Here is a 19361-nt window from a genome sequence, read left to right on the forward strand (position 1 = left end):
GGGAAAATAAAACTAAATAGGGTTGCTAGAGTTTCTATTACATAAAATACGGATATTTAAGTAATATATAGAGAAGGAGTGATTGTAAATGGGAATTCATCGTTTTTTTATGAGCATGAACGAATTAGAAAGAATTATACGAGCACCAGGAAGATTCAAATACGAAGAGCATAATGTAGCAGCTCATTCTTGGAAGGTCGCACAATACGCTATGTTCTTTGGAACTATAGAGGAAAACCATGGAGCAAAAATAAACTGGAAATCATTGTATGAGAAGACTATTAACCACGACTTTGCAGAAATTTTTATCGGTGATATTAAGACACCAGTTAAACATGCTTCTCCTGAATTAAAGCAAATGCTTTCGCATGTTGAAGAGAAAATGATGGAAAAATTTATACTGAATGAAATACCTGAAGAATTCCAACCCGTATTTTTTGATCGAATGAAAGAGGGTAAGGATGAAACTATTGAAGGTCGTCTACTGGAATTGGCAGATAAAATGGATCAGGTTTATGAAGCCTTTACAGAGCTACAGCACGGCAATACAGATCCGGAATTTATCAAGATGTATGAGACTGCATTAAGAAAGATTTTACACCTACCACTTAAAGAAAGTGTTACCTATTTTAAGGAAGTCATGCTACAGGATATTATTGCAGAGGATTCAGTCATAGACGTGAAAAATATTACGTTAAAAATTTTAGTAGAATAAGGAAAATTTTTCAATAAAACCTGCGATATATTGCATAATATAGTGTATAATATGAAACAACTAATACTTTTTGAAGGAGGTTGTTTTATGCCTATACCAATTGACCATACCAAACCAGTACGTACTACCGCTAAGCTACATGCGTTCAATCAGCTACAACAATGGATTATCGATGGTACTCTTCAACCCGATGAGAAGCTAAACGATATAGAGCTAGCACAAGCTTTAGGTGTTAGTCGTACACCAATAAGAGAATCACTTCAGCTACTGGAATCCCAGGGCTTTGTATCCATGCAACCAGGAAGAGCAACACAGGTAACTCCTGTGGAACCGGAGGACATTTATAATTTACTCCCTCCTTTAGCAGCATTACAAGCGCTAGCAGCTGAACTTGCAACTCCTAATATGGACGAAGAAATTTTAAATATGCTCGAAGAAAAAAATAAAGAATTCGCAGCTGCCCTGCAAGCTAAAGAATTTACAAAAGCACTAAGAATTGATGAAGAATTTCATCAGCTGATTGTGGATCGTGCGAATAATCCATACATATTCTCTATGGTAGAAATGCTCCAAGCTCATGTAAGAAGACTTTATTATTACGAAAAAATTAATTTAAGAGAGCAATCTATTGAACAACACCAAGAGTTAATTCAGTTGTTTAAAGATAAGGACGTTTCTAGGCTTACAGAAGTAATGCGCGCTAACTGGATTTATACGATAGAAGAATTTTAGTTACCTTAAAAAAATAGCTTTGTTAAAGTTATTGGTTGATTTTGGATAGACATTGCGTTTTTATACTGACTGTACAATTTTAAATGGCTAGTTAGAACATAATTAGATTATAGCGTGTGGTTGGAGTCAGTTTTCCGGTATTATATATGCGAGTAATTTATAAATAGAGTTTATTGAAATACAGCCCTACTCCATTTATTGATTGGAGCACCAGACGGCGACTCCTGTGGGATGAGTGAGACAGTTAAGACATCACAACCGCGCGCGTAAGCGACGGGTGATGGCTTAACGCTCACCCCACGGAAAGCGTCCGGCTGGCGCGGAAATCAATACTACTATCCGATTTAGAAAGCATCCTAAATCAATCCTAACCTTTAACATAGACAAAAAAATAAAGACGTGAAATCAAATTGCTGATTTCACGTCTTTTAATTTATGGACTTGTTATGTCCCGGCTTCTCAAATTTAATATTATCTAATTACCCTAGCAATAAGAGATGTTATAACAGTGATAACAATGAAAGGAATGACCCAGCCAAGTCCTACACCGTAAAATGGTAATATATTGTCATACAAGTTTAGAATTGATTGTAACCATCCAAAATACTCTATTTCTAAAGACTCACATAGCGCTTTCAATCCATCTACAATACTGATTAGGAAAGTAAAGAACATAACCACTACGTATACTAGCCTTGAATGATAGAACAATGGTGATAAAAAAGCTAGCAATATTAAAACTATAGCCAACGGATATAAAAGCATTAGTACTGGTACAGAGTATGTAATAATATTCGCTAAGCCAAAGTTAGCGATAACACATGTAAATACACTGAAAACGATTACAAATACTTTATAACTTACAGCAGGTAACAATGTATGGAAATACTCAGCACAAGCAGTGGTTAAGCCAATGCTCGTTGTTAAACAAGCTAAGATGATTACAATGGCTAATAGAATAGCTCCAAAGGAACCAAAATAATGCTCGGAAGCTGCACTTAAAACAGGACCTCCAGTATCCATTATCCCAAACAAATCAACAGACGTAGCTCCAAGATATCCAATACCAGCATAAATTATTCCTAAGAAGAAAATTGCAATGGCACCAGACTTAGCCGTAGCTACTAAAATACCTTTTTTAGAGGTGACACCCATTGCGCGAACTGCATTAATGACAATAATCCCGAAGACTAAGGAAGCCAAAGCATCCATTGTATTATACCCTTCTGTAAAACCTGTCATAAAGGCATTATTAACGTAACTTCCCTGCGGTGTACTAAAATCTCCCATAGGCTTGAATATAACAAAGACCAATAAGATCAGTAGCCCTATTAGTATTCCTGGAGAAAGGTATTTCCCCACATTATCTACAATCTTAGATGGATTCAAGGAAAGCCATAATGTAAGACCAAAGAAAAGAACTGTAAACACGAACAATCCGATTTGTGTATATTCAGAATTTACAAAGGGCATGATTCCAATTTCATATGAAACAGCACCAGTTCTAGGCAATGCGAAAAAGGGACCGATTGTTAAATATAGTAAAGATGTAAAAACAATAGCAAAAATAGGGTGTACTCGACTAGACAGTTCCTGTAAATTTTTACTTCCAGAGAAGCCCATTGCTAATGTCCCTAAAAATGGGAGTCCAATACCAGTTATTAAAAATCCTATTATAGCAACCCATAAGCTTGTCCCAGCATTTTGTCCAAGGCTCGCCGGGAATATTAAATTACCTGCTCCAAAAAATAGAGCAAATAACATTATTCCAATAACTAAATAACTTGAAAAGGATAATTTATTGTCCAAATGAATTGCCTCCTGTGATTTAAGAAATACTCATTTCTTCTATATTGTCATATTGTAATGAAAAAATGTGTTAAATGATCTTTCATCATCACTTAAATGTTAATAATAATCATGATAATACTATGTATTTATGCAGAATGCAATATATTATAAAAAGTTATAGAATAATTGTTTAATTTAAACAAAAAAGAGTTAGCCAATAAAATAACTTCATTAGCTAACTATTTTTAGCGTTTTCATCTTCTTCTTCAAATAAAATTTCTGTTAATGAATTATCAGAAGAATTTTCAGCCAATTCCACATTTGTTCTATATGCTGCCCTCGTCAATAGATGCCCTGCAACAGGAGCAGTTAAAAACACAAATAAAATACCTAATATTAATCTAATACTCACAAAGCCGTCATGAACCCAAAAATATACAAACGCTCCCGAAAGAGTTAGTAATACTGCAACTGTAGAGCTTTTTGTAGCAGCATGTGAGCGGGTGTAAACATCAGGAAGCCTAATAATTCCTATCGCACTAATAACACTCATTATACTTCCTAAAAGAACTATCAGTGCTGCAAGCAACTCAACTATCTGACTTACGCTCAATGATAACACCCCTCTCAATATAACGAGAAATAGCAATCGTACTTATAAATGCTAATATTCCTAATATAAGAATTGCCTCTAGAAAGGCTTTTGTCTTAAGTACAATCGATACTATAGCAATTATAGATATCAAGTTTACCCCAATCATATCTAAAGCTACGGCTCTATCTGGCATGGAAGGACCCTTTATAATTCGAAAAAGTGCTATTCCTATGGAAACTGCAAATAACGAAAGTGATAATACTAGTATTTTCTCTACCATTTAACGGGTCACCTCCATAATTGCTTTTTCAAATTTCTTTAATGATCGTAAAACGTCTGCTTTTGAGGTTTCCATATCCATCGCATGAATATAAAAAGTATCTCCTTCTGGATTTACTTCCATTACGACCGACCCCGGAGTTAAAGTAAGTAATAGTGCAAGCGTCGTAATCTCCCATTCACTAGATAGCTTAGTCTTATACGTAAAGATCCCTGGCTTAATCTTAAGCTTAGGACTAAGTATCTGTTTACTAATCACAATACTAGATGTAGCCAATTCCCTGTTAAAGATAAAGATCAATTTAAAAATTGAAAATAGACGCTTCAGATAAAACTGTGTTCCAAAAAATCGGTGCATGAGGAACACAATTCCAATACCAACGAAAAATCCGCTTACAAAGGTTTGTAATTGTAACTCCTCTGTGTCCATTAGTAAGGTCCACAAAAATGCTATGAATAAATTAAGTAGAAACTGTGCTGGCATTATATATCACCCCTCCCATTACTCTTCTCTGCCTAGAATGGCATCAATATATATGGAAGGATTGGTCAGCGTATTTGCTGCATCACTAACATACACCGATACCACCTCTGCTCCCAGACCGAGTGCAAGCGTTCCAATACCTAGTAAGAATATTGGAAAAATCATGCCAAACTTCAAGGGTGTTTCATCTTCTAGACTGATAATAGTTTCACCGAATATGGAATTTAAAAATATGCGAAGCAACGAATACAGAACTACTATACTCGAGAGAAATGCCAAGGCTAATAATATATAAGCCCCTGATTCAATTGCCCCTTGACCTACCAATATTTTTCCTACGAAACCGCTAAGCGGCGGAATTCCAGCTAGGGAACAAGTCACAATGAAAAACATCCAACCAAGTAACGGATAGTTTTTAATCAAACCGCTTATCTCATCAATTCTTGTTTTACCTGTTAAAGAAATCATTGTACCCACCAATAAAAATAGCATTGCCTTAGCAATCATGTCATGCATGATATAATATATAGAACCTTCAATAGCAACAGTAGTTCCTATTGCTAAACCAACAAGCATAAACCCAACAGCAATTACGACATTATAAGAGGCTATCAAGCGCATATCCTTGTAGGCAATTGCTCCCATACATCCAACAATGAGTGTGATACCAGCCATAATACCTAGCAGCGTGTGCGTTATAAAAGGATCATGATAGAAAATAATCGTAAATGTACGGAACAAGGCATAAATACCAACCTTTGTTAGAAGAGCTCCAAATAAAGCAGCTATTGCCATAGGTGGCGCACTATACGAACCTGGTAACCAAAAGAATAGTAATAATCCCGCTTTTACGCTAAAAACGACTAGAAACAGTATTCCTATAGTGGTTAACAGGGGATCTTGTCCTGCTTCAGCTACCCTCTGTGATAGATGGGCCATATTAAGCGTCCCAAGAGAACCATACAAATAAGCAAGTGCCAATAAGAAGAACCACGAAGCAACCACATTAATCACTACGTATTTAATAGATTCTCTTAGCTGCCGCTTTGTGCCGCCTAAGGTTATTAATACATAGGATGCCAATAGTGTAACTTCAAAACAGACAAACAGGTTAAACATATCACCTGTCAAAAATGAGCCGTTTACCCCAGCTAACAGAAACAACACAAACGGATAAAAGTACATCTTCTCGTGTCTTTCTCCAATAGAAGAAAAGGCATACATCATACAAAGGGTAGTTACAATACTTGCAGTCAATACCAGCAACATGGAAAAGGAATCTGCCACAAATAAAATTCCAAATGGAGGCTCCCAGCCGCCAAAGTCTAATCGAAGAATTCCTTCTTTTTGTATGGTATTCAAAGTATATATACTAATTCCGGTAATCGAAAGCAAGGTCACTAAAGTAATGATACGTTGCAATTTAACTTGACGATTAAAAAATACTAATAAAACTCCTATCATAATAGGAATGATTAAAGGTAAGACAATAATATTATTCATCATTTGTTCCTCTCAATGCATCCAGGTCATCTGTGCCAATGTCCTGATACGCTCGGTATGCAAGAACAAGTATAAAAGCTGTTACTGCAAAACTAATTACAATAGCAGTTAATATCAAGGCTTGTGGCAGCGCATCCGTATAAGGTGCGTTTGCTTCCTTTAACAAGGGCACGTTCCCTCTTTTTAAATCTCCCATAGTCAATATAAGTAAATGAGCTGCATGAGATAATACTGCAGTCCCTAAAATGACTCGAATTATATTACGAGAAAGGATTAGATAAGTAGCAACGGCAACTAAAATACCGATTAATATAACCATAATTGTTTCCATTAGCTATCATCCTCACTTATGCTTAAAATTATCGTAACGAGCACCCCAACTACCGTTAAGGCAACTCCTGCTTCAAAAATCGTGACAGTTGTTAGCTCTGTTTTACCGAAGATCGGCAAATCAAAATAGGCGAATGTTTGAGACATGAATGGAACCCCAAATAACAGGGAACCTAAACCTGTCCCAGTAGCTAATAATACTCCTACAGCAGCTACGAGCTTAAAGTCTAAAGGAAGACTTTTTTGAACGTTTTCGATCCCATTTGATAAGTATAGAAGAACGAAGGCAGAAGCTAATACCAGTCCTCCGATGAAACCCCCACCTGGTGTATTATGACCCGAAAGAAATAAATAAACACCAAAGGTTAAGATGATAAAAACACCTATTTTAGCAACGTTACGAAGAATAACATCATTGATTTTCACTGTCAGTGTCCTCCTTTTTCGCTCTAAGCTTAATCATGGTATATATACCTAAGCCTGCTATAAAAAGAACAACTACTTCTAGCATCGTATCGAACCCACGGAAATCGCCTAATATCGCGTTTACAATATTAGCTCCTCCCGCTAAGTTATATGCATCTTCAAATAGATAAGAAATCCGTTCGAACTGATCATAGTTCAACACTGACAATCCGACTAAAACTACTACTAACCCTACTCCAATTGATATAATGGCATTCATATTCTTAGTTTTTGATGATACTTTTTCTTTTTGCCAATCCGGTAAATGTGAAAATGCCAAAAGGAAAAGTGCAGTAGTAACCGATTCCACTACCAATTGTGTTAATGCTAAATCTGGAGCTCTAAATATTACAAAGAAAATAGCTACGGTATAGCCTAAAACCCCATTTAATAAAGTTGCAGTAATTCTAGATTTTGCAAATAACATGGCTAAGCTAGCAATAACCATAATTATCACTAAAATAATCTCGTATGTCCTAAACTTTGCACTTGGTGTTGTATCGAATGAAAAAGCACCCGAAATTAGTAAATATCCACCAACTGTTGCTATAAAGAAAATATAAATATACATAAGATAATCTCTTAAATAGCCTGTCATATAACTTTTTGTCGTAACTGTAGACTGCTTCTCTGAAAAGCTTAGAAAGTTCATATATAAAGCATTAAAGGAGTATTTCTGCGGTAGGATGTTATAAATTGGTCTCCAATATCTTAAAACTTTAAAGAGAAGAAAACCTACTATTATTACTCCGATTGTCATCTGTAACTCCGTATTAAAACCATGCCAAGCATAAATGGAAGGTGTTAGCTTCTCCGGATCTCCAAAGGATGGGTAAATACTAGCCATTGCCGGCTTTAGTAAATAATTACCAACTAAATTGGGAAAGAAGAATATACCTACTACTAAACCTGTTAGGATAGTTGGTGAAATAAGCATACCAATTGGTGCTTCATGAATTGGTTTATCCAACTTTTCAGGCTGTGCTTTCCCTAAAAAAGTTTTAAAGATGAAAACCATACAATATATAAATGTTAGTACACTCCCCACCCAAGCAATAACCGGGAATATTACACCCCATGACTGCAAGGAGAAAACATCTGCTTCCATTATCGAAATGGTGGCTGTAAAGAACATTTCCTTACTTAAAAAGCCATTAAAAGGTGGAAGTCCTGCCATCGATAGACTTCCAATTGTAGCAACTGTAAAGGTAATTGGCATAAAGGTCATTAGTCCACCTAATCGGCGAATATCACGTGTTCCGAGTTCGTGGTCAAGTATACCAACGACCATAAACAGCGCACCCTTAAAGGTAGAATGATTAATCATATGAAATAGCGCAGCAAACGTAGCCTGCGTATAGATAACAGACTCCTCAGAATAGCCATATTGTAAAGCAACAGAACCAAGACCTAACAGGCTCATAATTAATCCAAGCTGACTAACTGTAGAGAAAGCTAGTAGTGCCTTTAAATCGGTTTGCTTCACCGCGTTAAAGGAACCCCAGAACATGGTGATCATACCAACGATACTTACTGTCCAAAACCATACTTGATCAATACCGAAAATCGGCGTAAAGCGAGCTACTAAATATATACCTGCCTTAACCATAGTTGCCGAATGTAGATACGCACTGACAGGGGTCGGTGCTTCCATGGCATCCGGTAACCAAATATGAAACGGAAACTGTGCAGATTTCGTAAAGGCACCTAATAGGATTAAAAGCATGGCTGGCAAAAATAAATGGTGATTTGTTATTTCCAAGGTCATTGGAATGATTTCTCGAATACTGAATGTTCCAGTCATTGTATGGAGCATGATGAATCCAACCAGCATCGCAATACCACCACTAACAGTAATAAGCAGTGCCTTTTGTGCCCCTTGTCTAGATGCATTTCGATGGCTCCAAAATGCTATTAATAAGAACGAGGATACACTGGTTAGTTCCCAAAATACATATAAAACCATTAAATTATCAGAAAATACAACGCCGAGCATGGCGCCCATAAAGAGCAGTAAGTAGCAATAAAAGTTATGGAGAGATTCCTTACTAGAAAGATAAAAAATAGAATAAATTATAACTAAACTACCTACACCAGTAATAAGCAAACCTAATATGATACTTAGACCATCTAAATAAGTGGTGAAATTTATATCCAACGAGGGGATCCAATTGTATGTATTAAAGTATGTTTTTCCACTTGCTACAGAGGGAATAAAACTTGCAAGCATTACAAACAAAATGGTCGGTACTAACAAGACAAGCCAGCCAATATGTATTTTTTTAAAGTATCTATAAAAGACGGGTATAATCGCAGCTATTATAAATGGGAAAATAATAGCAAAGTTAATAGAAAACAATTGTTAACCTCCTATTTCCATATATTGTATGAAAATTCTATATAGAAAGATTTATTTCATTTGAAAGAGAGACTTGACTATTAGGGTAACTAGTTGCATAATAGGATTCCATATGGGGTTCATATGATAATCAGCAGAATAAGAGGTATAAATCATAGCCGTTACTTTGGCATGATTTTACGTTAATATAAATGGCTAAGCTAGAATAACTATTTTAGTATTCGGTAGCCTGATCATAGAGGGTAAAACCAGTGCATAAGAGACTAAGTCTTACAATCTCTTCATGCAGTATTAAGGAGAAAATTTCAATATTTAAAGAAGCGTTTTTTTAATCTTTTTGACTCCTTAACGGTAATTAATAGTATATTCTTGTTTTTCCTAAGTAAATTATACACTAAACCGCACTTCTCTGCACTTATAGTGTTTACTATAGCTTATAATTTGCATTATTTTGTACATGTCACTAGAATAGATGAGACTAAGATAAATGGGGTGTAGACAACCGTGAAACGCACAAAAGGTAGGATGGATGAAAGTATACTTGTCTGCGTATACTATGGACCAAATGGTGAACGACTTATTAGAAGAGGACATAAAATGGCTAGTATTATGGACTGCCCTCTTTATATATTAACTGTGGATCCACTTCCATACGATGCTTTCGATGCAGAAAAGTCAGGTTACGTAGATCAATGGAAAGCATTAGCAGATGAACTTGAGGTGGAAGAATTTATCATTCGTGATAATGAAAAACGCCCATCTCCTAAGGTGATTAAAGAAGTTGCACATAACCTGAATATTACTCAAATAATTATTGGACAAACTGCTCAAAGCAGATGGGAAGAAATTACTAAAGGGTCGTTTATGAATGTCTTGCTAAAAGAAATCCCTTTTGTCGATTTCCATGTAGTATCGGTTGAACGTGCTATAAAAGATGAAGAAGAAGGTGTCTTTGAAAAAGGTGTAAGAGCCTATTTAGTGAATGATGGAGACACTTATAAGGTTTCCTTTACTTGTGCTAAGAACATGTGCCAAGAAGGAATATTCTTCAAGGAAATAGGGACAGATTTTGATAACGGGATTTTTAAATTTATGCATAATAACAAAATGCAGCAAGTCCATATCCAAGACAATTTAGTTACAGACCCTTCCCAAGTACCCGATGATTGTACACTAAAAGCAAGATAACATACTAAGAGAAACCTTTAACAGCTTAAGAGACTGTAAACCAACTCAGAAATTTACGAAGTTGGTTCACAGTCTTTTTGTTTTGTATGATTTAAACTTTAAATTACGTCACTCTACAACCTTGCCATCCTTCGGCAAAGCAAATGCGACTACTCCTAGTAAGGGAAGAAGCGATACTACCACCATAGTAGAATAAATCCCGATGTAGTCCATAAGAATACCAATAAGAACAGACCCTAAGGCACCCATTCCAAATGCCAGTCCAACTGTAAGACCTGCCATCGTACCAATTTTGTTTGGCACTAGTTCTTGGGCATAAACAACTGTCACTGAAAAACTGAGCATGATTAAAAATCCTATTAAAGTCAGCAATAATAAAATAGCCCAAACTGGCACATAAGGTAAGACAAGACAGAAAGGAATTGGGATAACCGTTGAAATGACTATCACTTTTTTCCTTCCAATCTTATCTGCCATAGGACCTCCAAAAAATGTCCCCACTGCTCCTACAGCAAGAAATAGGAAAACAATTAGTTGACCTCTCTCCGTAACAAAATTGTAATTCTCGGTCAGATGAAATATATAAAAGCTAGTAATATTCGTTACATAAAAAGAACGTACAAAAATGATGATCATTAAAAGTCCAAGAGCGATGCCTACTTGTTTCTTAGTTAAAGCAGGTAACGAAGATATAAATGCTTTTTTCTTAGCTGCCAAATTCACCTCATTCAGCTGCGCCTTGTACCAACTTGAAATTTTGCTTAACATGAAAATCCCAATCGCCGCCACAATTAAAAACAATGCAGCTCCCCTTTGCCCTAGTGGAATTAGGATAAATGCACTGATAAGAGGGGCTAATGCTTGTCCGGAGTTTCCTCCCACCTGATAAATAGACTGAGAAAGCCCTCTTTTATTACCTGCTGCCATATAAGAAACTCTAGACCCTTCAGGATGAAAGACCGCAGAGCCTAAACCCAAAAACAATACCGCTATAATTATTATCCAATAATCCGTTGCAAAGGCAAGCCCGACCACCCCAATAAAAGAACTTACCATTCCTAGAGGAAGTGCATAAGGCATTGGCTTTTTGTCGCTTATAAAGCCTACAACTGGCTGTAGTAAAGAAGCAACCATATTAAGTGCAAACGAAATGAAGCCTAGCTGAGTAAAGGTTAATCCAATTTCATCTTTTAAGATTGGGAACATGGCTGGAACGATAGATTGTAGCGTGTCATTAAATAGATGGCATATGCCCATTGCTACCATAATTGGATAGATAGGATTTCCCTGTTTAAGCTGCGATGTTTGCGACAATTTTGCACACTTCCCTATCAAAATAGTTAGTTTCATTATTATATCGTAAAATCTTTGATTTTATAAAATTCAGCCTAAAATGGATATATAGAAGGAAGTAGGGCAAAATACGTGGAAGTATATTTATTTAAAGGAGTATCGATCACAATGGGTGATATTAACTTTTGGGAAATGATTTGGAGAACTACCATTTCCTTTGCAGTTTTACTATTTTTAGCACGAATAATGGGAAAAAAACAAATTAGCCAACTAACTTTCTTCCATTACGTCACAGGAATAACAATTGGTTCTATAGCAGCGGAACTCGCGTCGCAAAAAGAAACTCCCTTTGTGGACGGAATTATATCGTTAATATGGTGGGCAGTACTTACAATCATAATGACATATTTTTCGCAGCTTTCCCCCAAAATACGTCTGCTATTAGATGATGAACCAACTATTATTATCAAAAATGGTAAAATTTCTTTAAAGTCCTTAAAATCTGCACGCATGAATATGGATGATGTGATGATGTTACTAAGAGAACAATCCATTTTTTCCATAGATGACGTACAGTTCGCGGTATTAGAGACAAATGGAGAGCTTAGTGTTTTTAAAAAGCCTGCTGAACAAGGAGCAACAAAACAAGATGTGAAGGCAGATGTTTCATTACCGACTTATATGCCTACTGAAATTATATCAGATGGTAAAATTGTCCGTAAAAATCTCAAAGAATTAAATTTAGATGAAGATTGGTTAATGAAAAAACTACGTAAGCAAGGAGTTCAATCTATAGAAGAGGTTTATTTTGCCCAACTACAAACAAACGGTTCCCTTTCGATTAACTTGAAACATAACGGACTATAAATTATTATTCCTCATCACTATATGATAGACAAGCTTGGTTAAAGATAATCACATACAGTAATTTGCTTATAAAACTAAAGAAAAAAAGAAAGGGGCTGGGACAAAACCCAACTTAGAAGTTCAAAAGCCCTGAAAATTTTACAAACAGTAAAATTTTCAGGGCTTTTTTGCTACTTCATCATCGTTGTTCGCCGCTTTCGCTACGAACAACTAGTGTTTCCCTCTATATTTAGTAAATATCAATACTATTCCAAGCACCCAACAGTGAGACTAATTATGTCCCAACCTCTTTGTTCCCTTTTAAATAGGAAGCTTTTATTATTTCAAAATATTGTTAGTGAACTCGTTCGTTAAATTATTGATCTCTTCTATATTAATGGAAGAAAGCTGATTGTTGCTTAGTCGGTACTTTTCTTTTAAATGGAGAATACGTTCCACACTCTTATTAATCTGTTCTTCTTTTATCTCTCCATTACGGACAGCATCTAAAATAGCTTGAATTGCTCTTTCTACTTTTTCATAGTCATGAGCGATTAATACAATATCATTGCCAGCCTTTATAGCTTCTACTGATGCCTCTCCTATTTCATGATGATTTAAAATAGCCTTCATTGTCATATCATCCGTCATGATGACTCCTTCATACTGTAAACGTTCACGCAGTATATCTGTAATAATCTTTTTAGAGATAGAAGAAGGCATATCCTCATCTATCTTAGGCAATAGTATATGACCGATCATTACAACATCAGCTCCGCTTTTAATAGCATTTTCAAAGGGAATTAACTCTAACGCTTCAAGTTCCTTTAAATCCTTATTTACTATCGGAAGCTCAACGTGCGAATCAACTTCTGTGTCACCATGACCAGGGAAATGCTTAATAACCGAGATAACATTTTGACTTTGTAAACCCTTCATAGTTGAAATTCCAAACTCACTTACCACTTTAGGATTACTTCCAAAAGAACGATCGCCAATAATAGGATTGTCGGGATTACTATCTACGTCCATTACAGGAGCAAAATCTAGATTAAATCCATATGCATTTAGTTGCCTACCTAATATAACCCCTAATTGTTTTGCTAAATCCAAATTATTCTTTTGACCAATTTGTTTGTTCGTTGGTAAATCATTAAGTTCCGGAATCCTAGTCACCCGTCCCCCTTCTTGATCTACCCCTAAAAAAAGTGGAGGGTCTTCTTCCTGATTCTCAGCCTTCAAGGAATTCAGTAAGGTTACGATTTGGTTTGCATTCACTAAGTTATCTTTAAAAAGGATAACACCACCAACCTTATCCTCCCTAACCATTCTCCTACCTTCCTCCGATAATTCCACTCCATCAATTCCTCCAAAAATCATTTGACCAACTTTTTCTTCTAAGGTCATTCGGTCTACTGGAGAAGTTTTCACTGGGGAGCTTGCCTCTTTTAAATCTGTGTACACTGAAATATGATGTACATTGGGATTAGGAACACTTTCTGTGGGCTTCGGTAAAATCCATTTTAATTGTATATTTGGAGCTACTTCATAAACTAGGATAGTTTCTTCTTTCCCCTCATCCTGATAGCTTCGTATCATGTCTGGCTCACCTGCAACTGAATGGATGTCCTTTAACTGAACTTCCTGTATATATGAGGAATTAGTTCTAACGTCAAAAACAGTTCCTGAATGATGTCCAATCGTTGCGTAACGAGTTAGATAAGTATCATAAATATCATTGGAGAGGTTACTGCTTTCATCAGGTACTCCCCATAGCTCGTACAATTGTTCCGTATCGGTCTCGCCAACGATAAACGGAACATTTATAACCTGCCTTTTTTCTGCTAGCTCAAAAACGAGAGAGACAACTGCCTGCCCTCCTGTTACTGTTTCCTCTTTATTTATAAACTCTTTCGGCTCTTCCTCTTTGTTCGTTGTTAAAACTGCTTCTATTATAGTAAAGAAAAATATTACCACTAAGATTACCGCAATTTTTTTTGTCATATTTAAGGCCTCCGAACACTCGTCTACCTTATTGTATTTCAATTAGTATAGACACTATACCTTTTTTCTCGTTATTATTTATAAATATTTAGAGAATTGTATGCATATCTCCTTTACTGTGCTTCATTTATCAAAAAAAGCGCAAGCGCCTATGTCTGCCCCGACAGGCAAATGGAGAAAAGCGAGGAGGCAGTTCCTCAGCCACCGCAAACGCTCTTGTTTGCGACGAGCTTGCGCAGGAGCAGTTTTTATCCATTTGACCCCGAGGGGCAAGGCGATGAAGCTAGACATCAATTTACCCACAGGTTCAGAATTTTATAATTTCCTAAACAACAAAAAAAATCCCCTAAAGAGGGGACTTAAGCTTGTGATTTATGGTGAAATGGACATTTACCTTGAATCGGCTCAATGTCATCACCTATAAAGGATTGTTTCCATTCATTATGCGTTGGATCTCCGAAGTGACCGATATCTGGATGCTTAGGGAGTTGGTCCCATGCTTCTACACGTTTACGAACTTTCTCACGTGACATAATTCCACCTTTTTCAGTACCTTCTAGACCTTCAAATATTTTACGTGGCTGAAATCCTAGCACCATTGCATTCCCTAGATGACGAGTCTTTCGTTTTTTATAAGCAGGAGCATTTCCGAATACAAAGATTGGTTCACCATTGAATCGGAAATCCCATAAGTAGTGGTCAGGGTCGCGAGGACTATCTTCTGGCCATTCAACCTCATCGACCTCATGTAAATACTGAAGGATATCCCAAAATTGCTTTCTGTAATCATCAATAGAACCCTCTTGCTCAAAAGGCTCAACAAATACAAAGAGACCATGTCTCTTATAGTTTGGTAATTTAAATAAATCTAGAAAATCTGCTACTGCATAAGGTAAGTTACTCCAGTCATCTTGACTAATATAAGCATAGCGGAGCTCGCCTTTCAGTTCGCCACTCATTCCAAAAAAACACGGGAATGTTTTATCAGTTACCGTATTATGAAATGTTTCATATTCCTTATACAGCCAACTCGGCAAGTCTGTTCTAATTTTAAAGTCTTCCTTTGTTAATAACGCTTGTTCCTTCGTAATCATATAATCTCCTCCACTGTCTTGTTCGCACAAATCTTTATGTGTCTTTACCCCTTACTCGATTTCCTGAAACAACAAATAAATTTTACCAATAGGTTATAAAATACTGATTTGGGGAATATAAAGGGTGAATGAATAAACTGGAGGATGAATTATAGTGAAGATGATAGAAGATATAACACAAATAAATTGTCAGAGTGAATATGGCTCACTAAAAAAGGTATTCTTATGTGAACCTCAATATATGGAAATTAAAGAAGTGATTAATGATGTTCAAAAACAATATATAAATGATAATATTGATCGATCTCTTGCCCTGTCCCAACACAAGCAGTTTGAACAAACTTTAAGGGAGGCAGGTATCGAGGTAATTAAACTAAAACCAAGTAAAGAGCATCCTGAACAAGTCTTCACTAGAGATATTGGTTTTACTTTGGGCAAACATCTCTTTATTTCTGAAATGGCGAATCCCATTCGTCAAGGTGAAGAGAAGGTGCTTGCCGAATGGATGAAGGAACATGATATAACATATAAGAAACTCTCCAATCATTCGATTGAAGGTGGCGATGTAATTGTTGACGGAAAACGTGTATTTATAGGGATTAGTCATCGCACAAGTCAGAATGCTATTCAAGATCTCCAAAGTGAATTACCTGAGTTTGAAATTATCCCCATACCTTTTAATCCAAAGTATTTGCACTTAGATTGTGTATTCAATATTCTTTCGGCACAAGATGCATTAATTTATCCAGATGCGCTTGACCAGGAAACCTTCGAGCATTTATCGAGCATGTATCATTTGATTGAAGTAAGTGAACAGGAACAGTTCTCTATGGGGACCAATGTATTGTCTATTGGTCAAAATCGGGTGCTAAGTTTACCAGTAAACCGTGGTGTTAATGACCAAATGAGAAAACACGGATACGAAGTGTTGGAGGTCGACTTCTCTGAAATTATTAAATCAGGTGGGTCATTCAGATGTTGTTCCATGCCCATTGTTCGACAATAAGCAAAAACTCTCTATGGTGACGTTTCGAAGATAAAACAAGCTTAGAAATACGTTTTTAAGCTTGTTTTATATTTCATTTCTCTAATAGTTCATTACGTTTCATAACTAATACGTATTTGGAATATTTTTGTATGCAAGCTTTTGAATGACTGAAGCATGCTCCGGATATTTCTCTAGCAGCTCATCCTGTGTGAATATTTCAAAGTCTTCATATTCAAAGCCCGGTGCAACCATACACCCAACTAAAGAAAAGGCTCCCCCTTCTGCAACCGATGAACCAAAGATGGAATTTCCAGGCACAATTAATTGTGGGACTTCACCATTCATTAAATCTAATCCAAGCTTGTATTCATGGTAACTTCCTTCTTGATCAATTACATGGACAGTTAAAGGATCGCCTCCATGAAAATACCAAAGCTCGTCTGATTTCAAGCGATGTAAATGAGAGATATCTTTTTCCCCAAGTAAAAAGTATATGCTTGTGTATAGCTTTCTATCCAATCCATTTGCACTTATTGTATTGTCAGAGGAAAAGGTTGAACGAAAGTATCCACCCTCTGCATGTGGCTCCAAGCCTAAATGCTCAATATAATAGGAAGCGTCCTTTTCCATCATACCTCCCTCATTTCTAAATGCTTCATGCAGTTAAACAGGTGGCAATGGTTTCTCTCATCTTTTAGCTCAACAATGGTAACTGAGGTATTTCCAATATCATTAGAGAATTCTCCACCTGGTATAAGTGCGTTAAAAACTCTTGCAAGAAAACCACCATGACTAACAACTATTACTTTCTTACCTCGATGCGCTTTTTGTATATCCTCGATAAAGGACATACCTCTAGCGATAATAACCTCTTCCTTTTCGAAGCCCATATCCTGCGCTCTCCAATTTAGACCCCACTTATCTACTCGTTCTTGCTCAGTAGTTCCCTCTACAAGACCTCCTCCAATTTCTCCCAAACGGATATCTATATTAAAATTTATTTCAGGTTGCTTTTTTGCTATAATCTCAGCTGTACGCTTTGCTCTAATTAGTGGACTAGTATACATTACATCCCACTGCTCTTTTCCCATCCGCTCGGCAACTCGCTCTGCCATTAAAATTCCTTCTTCATCTAACGGCACATCCGTTTTACCCTGAGCTCGTCCCTCTTTATTCCAAGCTGTCACACCATGTCTAATAAACGCTATTGTAGTCATTTATAATAACCCCCTTTGTTCAAAGATAAGATAGAAAATACTTTTCGTAAAGTGCGGTCAAAAAGGTTTATGAAAAAAAGTTCTTTTTAAGTCTTGACCTTCACGCGACGTAAACCTTTACACTACATATAACTGGAGGTGAAGTAATGATATATACAATTCAGAAGCTTGGAGAACTTGCTGGAATTAGTACTCGAACTATTCGCTATTACGATGAAATCGATTTATTAAAACCAGCAAGCCTAAGCGAAGCAGGTTATAGAATGTACGGATCAGCGGAGGTAAATCGCCTTCAACAAATATTGTTTTACCGAGAGTTGGGGATAAGCTTGGGACAAATAAAAGAAATCCTCATTTCACCTGGCTTCGACCGTACTGTTGCTTTAAAGGAGCATAAGGAAAAACTAATTCAGAAACGAGCTCAGCTAGATTTGTTAATAAATAATGTGGATAAATCGATTCAAGAATATGAAAGGGGTATTAAAATGACAGACAAAGAAAAATTTGAAGGATTTAAACAAGAGCTTGTGGACAACAATGAGGATATGTATGGTGAGGAAATTCGAAACAATTACGGAAATAATGTTATAGACCAATCCAATGCTATTCTAAAAAACATGACGAAGGAACATTATGAAGATGTTGTAAATTTAGAGCAAGATGTATTAGATAGCTTAAAAGAAGCGATTGCTGCTGGTGACCCAACAAGTAAACTCGGACAAAAGACAGCAGAACTGCATAAACAGTGGATAAGTTTTCATTGGCCAAATTATTCAAAGGAAGCACATGCTGGCCTAGCAGAAATGTACGTGGCAGACGAACGCTTTCAAGCTTATTACGATAAAGTTCAACCTGGTGCGGCGCAATTTTTACGTGACGCTATTGTAGAATACACTAAAAACTAGAAGGCTAGCCTTCTAGTTTTTTAAGAGTTGCTCTATTATGTGGATATCATCCGGATAAGCTAGTGGCAAGTTCTTAATATCGTCCAATGACTTCCAAGCAATCTCATGGATAAATTCATCTGGATCATGAATCGTTAATTCTCCACTAAGAAATTCTACTATAAAATACTCTACATAATACGAGATACCATAATCACTTAATATTCCACTTTTTTATGTATCATTTCAATTGGGCGAACAGTTAAGCCTGTCTCCTCCCAAAATTCCCGGACACAGCATTCTTCAAAAGTTTCCCCTTCCTCCACCGTCCCTGAAGGAACTGTCCACAGCTTGTCTTCTCCCGGTGCTGCCTGTAAAACCATTAATACTTCATTCTGCTCATTTAAACAAATACCAGCTGCCCCTTGCCATTTAAACATTCTTTCCACTGTCCTTCCTAAGCTATAAAATATTATTCTTTTATTATACCGTACTGCTGGGTATCATTCCTAAATTATAGAAGCGCCTATATCCTTATGGCAAGTGCCCAATGCGTGCTCGTCTCCGCCCATTACCTTGGTGAAAGTGCCCCAT

19 protein-coding genes and 1 pseudogene are annotated in these 19361 nt (G+C 36.5%); 6 read left to right on the plus strand and 14 right to left on the minus strand.

Annotation, left to right across the window (positions count from 1 at the left end; all coding sequences use genetic code 11):
* Nucleotides 1–88 precede the first annotated feature (88 nt).
* Entirely contained in the window at nucleotides 89–715 is a 627-nt protein-coding gene (locus NSQ95_RS17610) for a YfbR-like 5'-deoxynucleotidase (protein WP_340881658.1), read from the plus strand.
* A gap of 87 nt (nucleotides 716–802) precedes the next feature.
* On the plus strand, nucleotides 803–1447 hold the full coding sequence (locus NSQ95_RS17615; RefSeq protein WP_340881656.1) for a GntR family transcriptional regulator: 645 nt from the start codon (nucleotides 803–805) through the stop codon (nucleotides 1445–1447).
* Between the two features lie 471 nt (nucleotides 1448–1918).
* Here the strand turns inward: NSQ95_RS17615 and brnQ are convergent, their stop codons facing one another.
* From brnQ to NSQ95_RS17655, 8 genes are all read right to left on the minus strand, one after another.
* Entirely contained in the window at nucleotides 1919–3256 is a 1338-nt protein-coding gene (gene brnQ / locus NSQ95_RS17620; RefSeq protein ID WP_340881654.1) for a branched-chain amino acid transport system II carrier protein, read from the minus strand.
* A gap of 217 nt (nucleotides 3257–3473) precedes the next feature.
* Nucleotides 3474–3851 carry a Na+/H+ antiporter subunit G gene (locus tag NSQ95_RS17625; protein WP_340881652.1) on the minus strand — a complete coding sequence of 126 codons (378 nt, stop codon included), beginning with the start codon at nucleotides 3849–3851 and terminating at the stop codon, nucleotides 3474–3476.
* Nucleotides 3829–4113, minus strand: a complete 285-nt coding sequence (locus NSQ95_RS17630; RefSeq protein ID WP_169358455.1) for a Na(+)/H(+) antiporter subunit F1 — start codon at nucleotides 4111–4113, stop codon at nucleotides 3829–3831. The genes NSQ95_RS17625 and NSQ95_RS17630 overlap by 23 nt, the downstream gene beginning before the upstream one ends.
* The gene (locus NSQ95_RS17635) at nucleotides 4114–4596 is read right to left on the minus strand and encodes a Na+/H+ antiporter subunit E (protein WP_340881649.1); all 483 of its coding nucleotides are present in this window, start codon (nucleotides 4594–4596) and stop codon (nucleotides 4114–4116) included.
* An 18-nt stretch (nucleotides 4597–4614) separates the two neighbouring features.
* Nucleotides 4615–6099, minus strand: coding sequence for a Na+/H+ antiporter subunit D (locus NSQ95_RS17640; protein ID WP_340885837.1), 1485 nt, complete (start codon nucleotides 6097–6099; stop codon nucleotides 4615–4617).
* Nucleotides 6092–6430, minus strand: coding sequence for a Na(+)/H(+) antiporter subunit C (locus tag NSQ95_RS17645; protein WP_251553286.1), 339 nt, complete (start codon nucleotides 6428–6430; stop codon nucleotides 6092–6094). Before NSQ95_RS17645 ends, NSQ95_RS17640 begins: the two co-directional genes overlap by 8 nt.
* Nucleotides 6430–6855, minus strand: a complete 426-nt coding sequence (locus NSQ95_RS17650; protein ID WP_340881645.1) for a Na(+)/H(+) antiporter subunit B — start codon at nucleotides 6853–6855, stop codon at nucleotides 6430–6432. The genes NSQ95_RS17645 and NSQ95_RS17650 overlap by 1 nt, the downstream gene beginning before the upstream one ends.
* On the minus strand, nucleotides 6842–9253 hold the full coding sequence (locus NSQ95_RS17655) for a Na+/H+ antiporter subunit A (protein ID WP_340881643.1): 2412 nt from the start codon (nucleotides 9251–9253) through the stop codon (nucleotides 6842–6844). The genes NSQ95_RS17650 and NSQ95_RS17655 overlap by 14 nt, the downstream gene beginning before the upstream one ends.
* A gap of 504 nt (nucleotides 9254–9757) precedes the next feature.
* Here NSQ95_RS17655 and NSQ95_RS17660 point away from each other — a divergent pair.
* Nucleotides 9758–10441 (plus strand): histidine kinase, encoded by a 684-nt coding sequence (locus tag NSQ95_RS17660; protein ID WP_340881641.1) that lies wholly within the window; start codon nucleotides 9758–9760, stop codon nucleotides 10439–10441.
* A 108-nt stretch (nucleotides 10442–10549) separates the two neighbouring features.
* Here NSQ95_RS17660 and NSQ95_RS17665 read toward each other — a convergent pair whose 3' ends face one another.
* Nucleotides 10550–11707: an MFS transporter gene (locus NSQ95_RS17665; protein WP_340885836.1), complete on the minus strand. Its 1158-nt coding sequence runs from the start codon at nucleotides 11705–11707 to the stop codon at nucleotides 10550–10552.
* A 195-nt stretch (nucleotides 11708–11902) separates the two neighbouring features.
* On the opposite strand from NSQ95_RS17665, the gene NSQ95_RS17670 reads away from it, so the two are divergent.
* Nucleotides 11903–12601 (plus strand): DUF421 domain-containing protein, encoded by a 699-nt coding sequence (locus NSQ95_RS17670; RefSeq protein WP_340881639.1) that lies wholly within the window; start codon nucleotides 11903–11905, stop codon nucleotides 12599–12601.
* A 318-nt stretch (nucleotides 12602–12919) separates the two neighbouring features.
* On the opposite strand, the gene nagZ is transcribed toward NSQ95_RS17670, so the two are convergent.
* The gene (gene nagZ, locus NSQ95_RS17675; RefSeq protein WP_340881637.1) at nucleotides 12920–14584 is read right to left on the minus strand and encodes a beta-N-acetylhexosaminidase; all 1665 of its coding nucleotides are present in this window, start codon (nucleotides 14582–14584) and stop codon (nucleotides 12920–12922) included.
* 359 nt (nucleotides 14585–14943) lie between these two features.
* On the minus strand, nucleotides 14944–15678 hold the full coding sequence (locus NSQ95_RS17680; RefSeq protein ID WP_340881635.1) for a YqcI/YcgG family protein: 735 nt from the start codon (nucleotides 15676–15678) through the stop codon (nucleotides 14944–14946).
* 160 nt (nucleotides 15679–15838) lie between these two features.
* Here NSQ95_RS17680 and NSQ95_RS17685 point away from each other — a divergent pair, with 160 nt between their 5' ends.
* The gene (locus tag NSQ95_RS17685) at nucleotides 15839–16684 is read left to right on the plus strand and encodes a dimethylarginine dimethylaminohydrolase family protein (RefSeq protein ID WP_340885834.1); all 846 of its coding nucleotides are present in this window, start codon (nucleotides 15839–15841) and stop codon (nucleotides 16682–16684) included.
* A 105-nt stretch (nucleotides 16685–16789) separates the two neighbouring features.
* Here NSQ95_RS17685 and NSQ95_RS17690 read toward each other — a convergent pair whose 3' ends face one another.
* Both NSQ95_RS17690 and NSQ95_RS17695 read right to left on the minus strand, forming a co-directional pair.
* Nucleotides 16790–17299 (minus strand): cupin domain-containing protein, encoded by a 510-nt coding sequence (locus NSQ95_RS17690; protein ID WP_340881633.1) that lies wholly within the window; start codon nucleotides 17297–17299, stop codon nucleotides 16790–16792.
* Nucleotides 17296–17883, minus strand: a complete 588-nt coding sequence (locus NSQ95_RS17695) for a histidine phosphatase family protein (protein ID WP_340881632.1) — start codon at nucleotides 17881–17883, stop codon at nucleotides 17296–17298. Before NSQ95_RS17695 ends, NSQ95_RS17690 begins: the two co-directional genes overlap by 4 nt.
* Before the next feature lie 146 nt (nucleotides 17884–18029).
* Here NSQ95_RS17695 and NSQ95_RS17700 point away from each other — a divergent pair, with 146 nt between their 5' ends.
* Nucleotides 18030–18788: a MerR family transcriptional regulator gene (locus tag NSQ95_RS17700; protein ID WP_342560015.1), complete on the plus strand. Its 759-nt coding sequence runs from the start codon at nucleotides 18030–18032 to the stop codon at nucleotides 18786–18788.
* Between the two features lie 12 nt (nucleotides 18789–18800).
* On the opposite strand, the pseudogene NSQ95_RS17705 reads toward NSQ95_RS17700, so the two are convergent.
* Nucleotides 18801–19207: pseudogene (locus NSQ95_RS17705) on the minus strand (NUDIX hydrolase).
* Nucleotides 19208–19361 lie beyond the last annotated feature (154 nt).

The organism is Psychrobacillus sp. FSL W7-1457 (genome assembly GCF_038593405.1).
Classification (GTDB): Bacteria; Bacillota; Bacilli; order Bacillales_A; family Planococcaceae; genus Psychrobacillus.

Coding starts and splice junctions, on each gene's coding strand:
- NSQ95_RS17610 (WP_340881658.1), top strand. CDS start 89: ATGGGAATTCATCGTTTTTTTATGAGCATGAACGAATTAGAAAGAATT.
- NSQ95_RS17615 (WP_340881656.1), top strand. CDS start 803: ATGCCTATACCAATTGACCATACCAAACCAGTACGTACTACCGCTAAG.
- NSQ95_RS17630 (WP_169358455.1), bottom strand. CDS start 4,113: ATGGTAGAGAAAATACTAGTATTATCACTTTCGTTATTTGCAGTTTCC.
- NSQ95_RS17635 (WP_340881649.1), bottom strand. CDS start 4,596: ATGCCAGCACAGTTTCTACTTAATTTATTCATAGCATTTTTGTGGACC.
- NSQ95_RS17640 (WP_340885837.1), bottom strand. CDS start 6,099: ATGAATAATATTATTGTCTTACCTTTAATCATTCCTATTATGATAGGA.
- NSQ95_RS17645 (WP_251553286.1), bottom strand. CDS start 6,430: ATGGAAACAATTATGGTTATATTAATCGGTATTTTAGTTGCCGTTGCT.
- NSQ95_RS17665 (WP_340885836.1), bottom strand. CDS start 11,707: ATGGTAGCAATGGGCATATGCCATCTATTTAATGACACGCTACAATCT.
- NSQ95_RS17670 (WP_340881639.1), top strand. CDS start 11,903: ATGGGTGATATTAACTTTTGGGAAATGATTTGGAGAACTACCATTTCC.
- nagZ (WP_340881637.1), bottom strand. CDS start 14,584: ATGACAAAAAAAATTGCGGTAATCTTAGTGGTAATATTTTTCTTTACT.
- NSQ95_RS17680 (WP_340881635.1), bottom strand. CDS start 15,678: ATGATTACGAAGGAACAAGCGTTATTAACAAAGGAAGACTTTAAAATT.
- NSQ95_RS17685 (WP_340885834.1), top strand. CDS start 15,839: ATGATAGAAGATATAACACAAATAAATTGTCAGAGTGAATATGGCTCA.
- NSQ95_RS17690 (WP_340881633.1), bottom strand. CDS start 17,299: ATGATGGAAAAGGACGCTTCCTATTATATTGAGCATTTAGGCTTGGAG.
- NSQ95_RS17695 (WP_340881632.1), bottom strand. CDS start 17,883: ATGACTACAATAGCGTTTATTAGACATGGTGTGACAGCTTGGAATAAA.
- NSQ95_RS17700 (WP_342560015.1), top strand. CDS start 18,030: ATGATATATACAATTCAGAAGCTTGGAGAACTTGCTGGAATTAGTACT.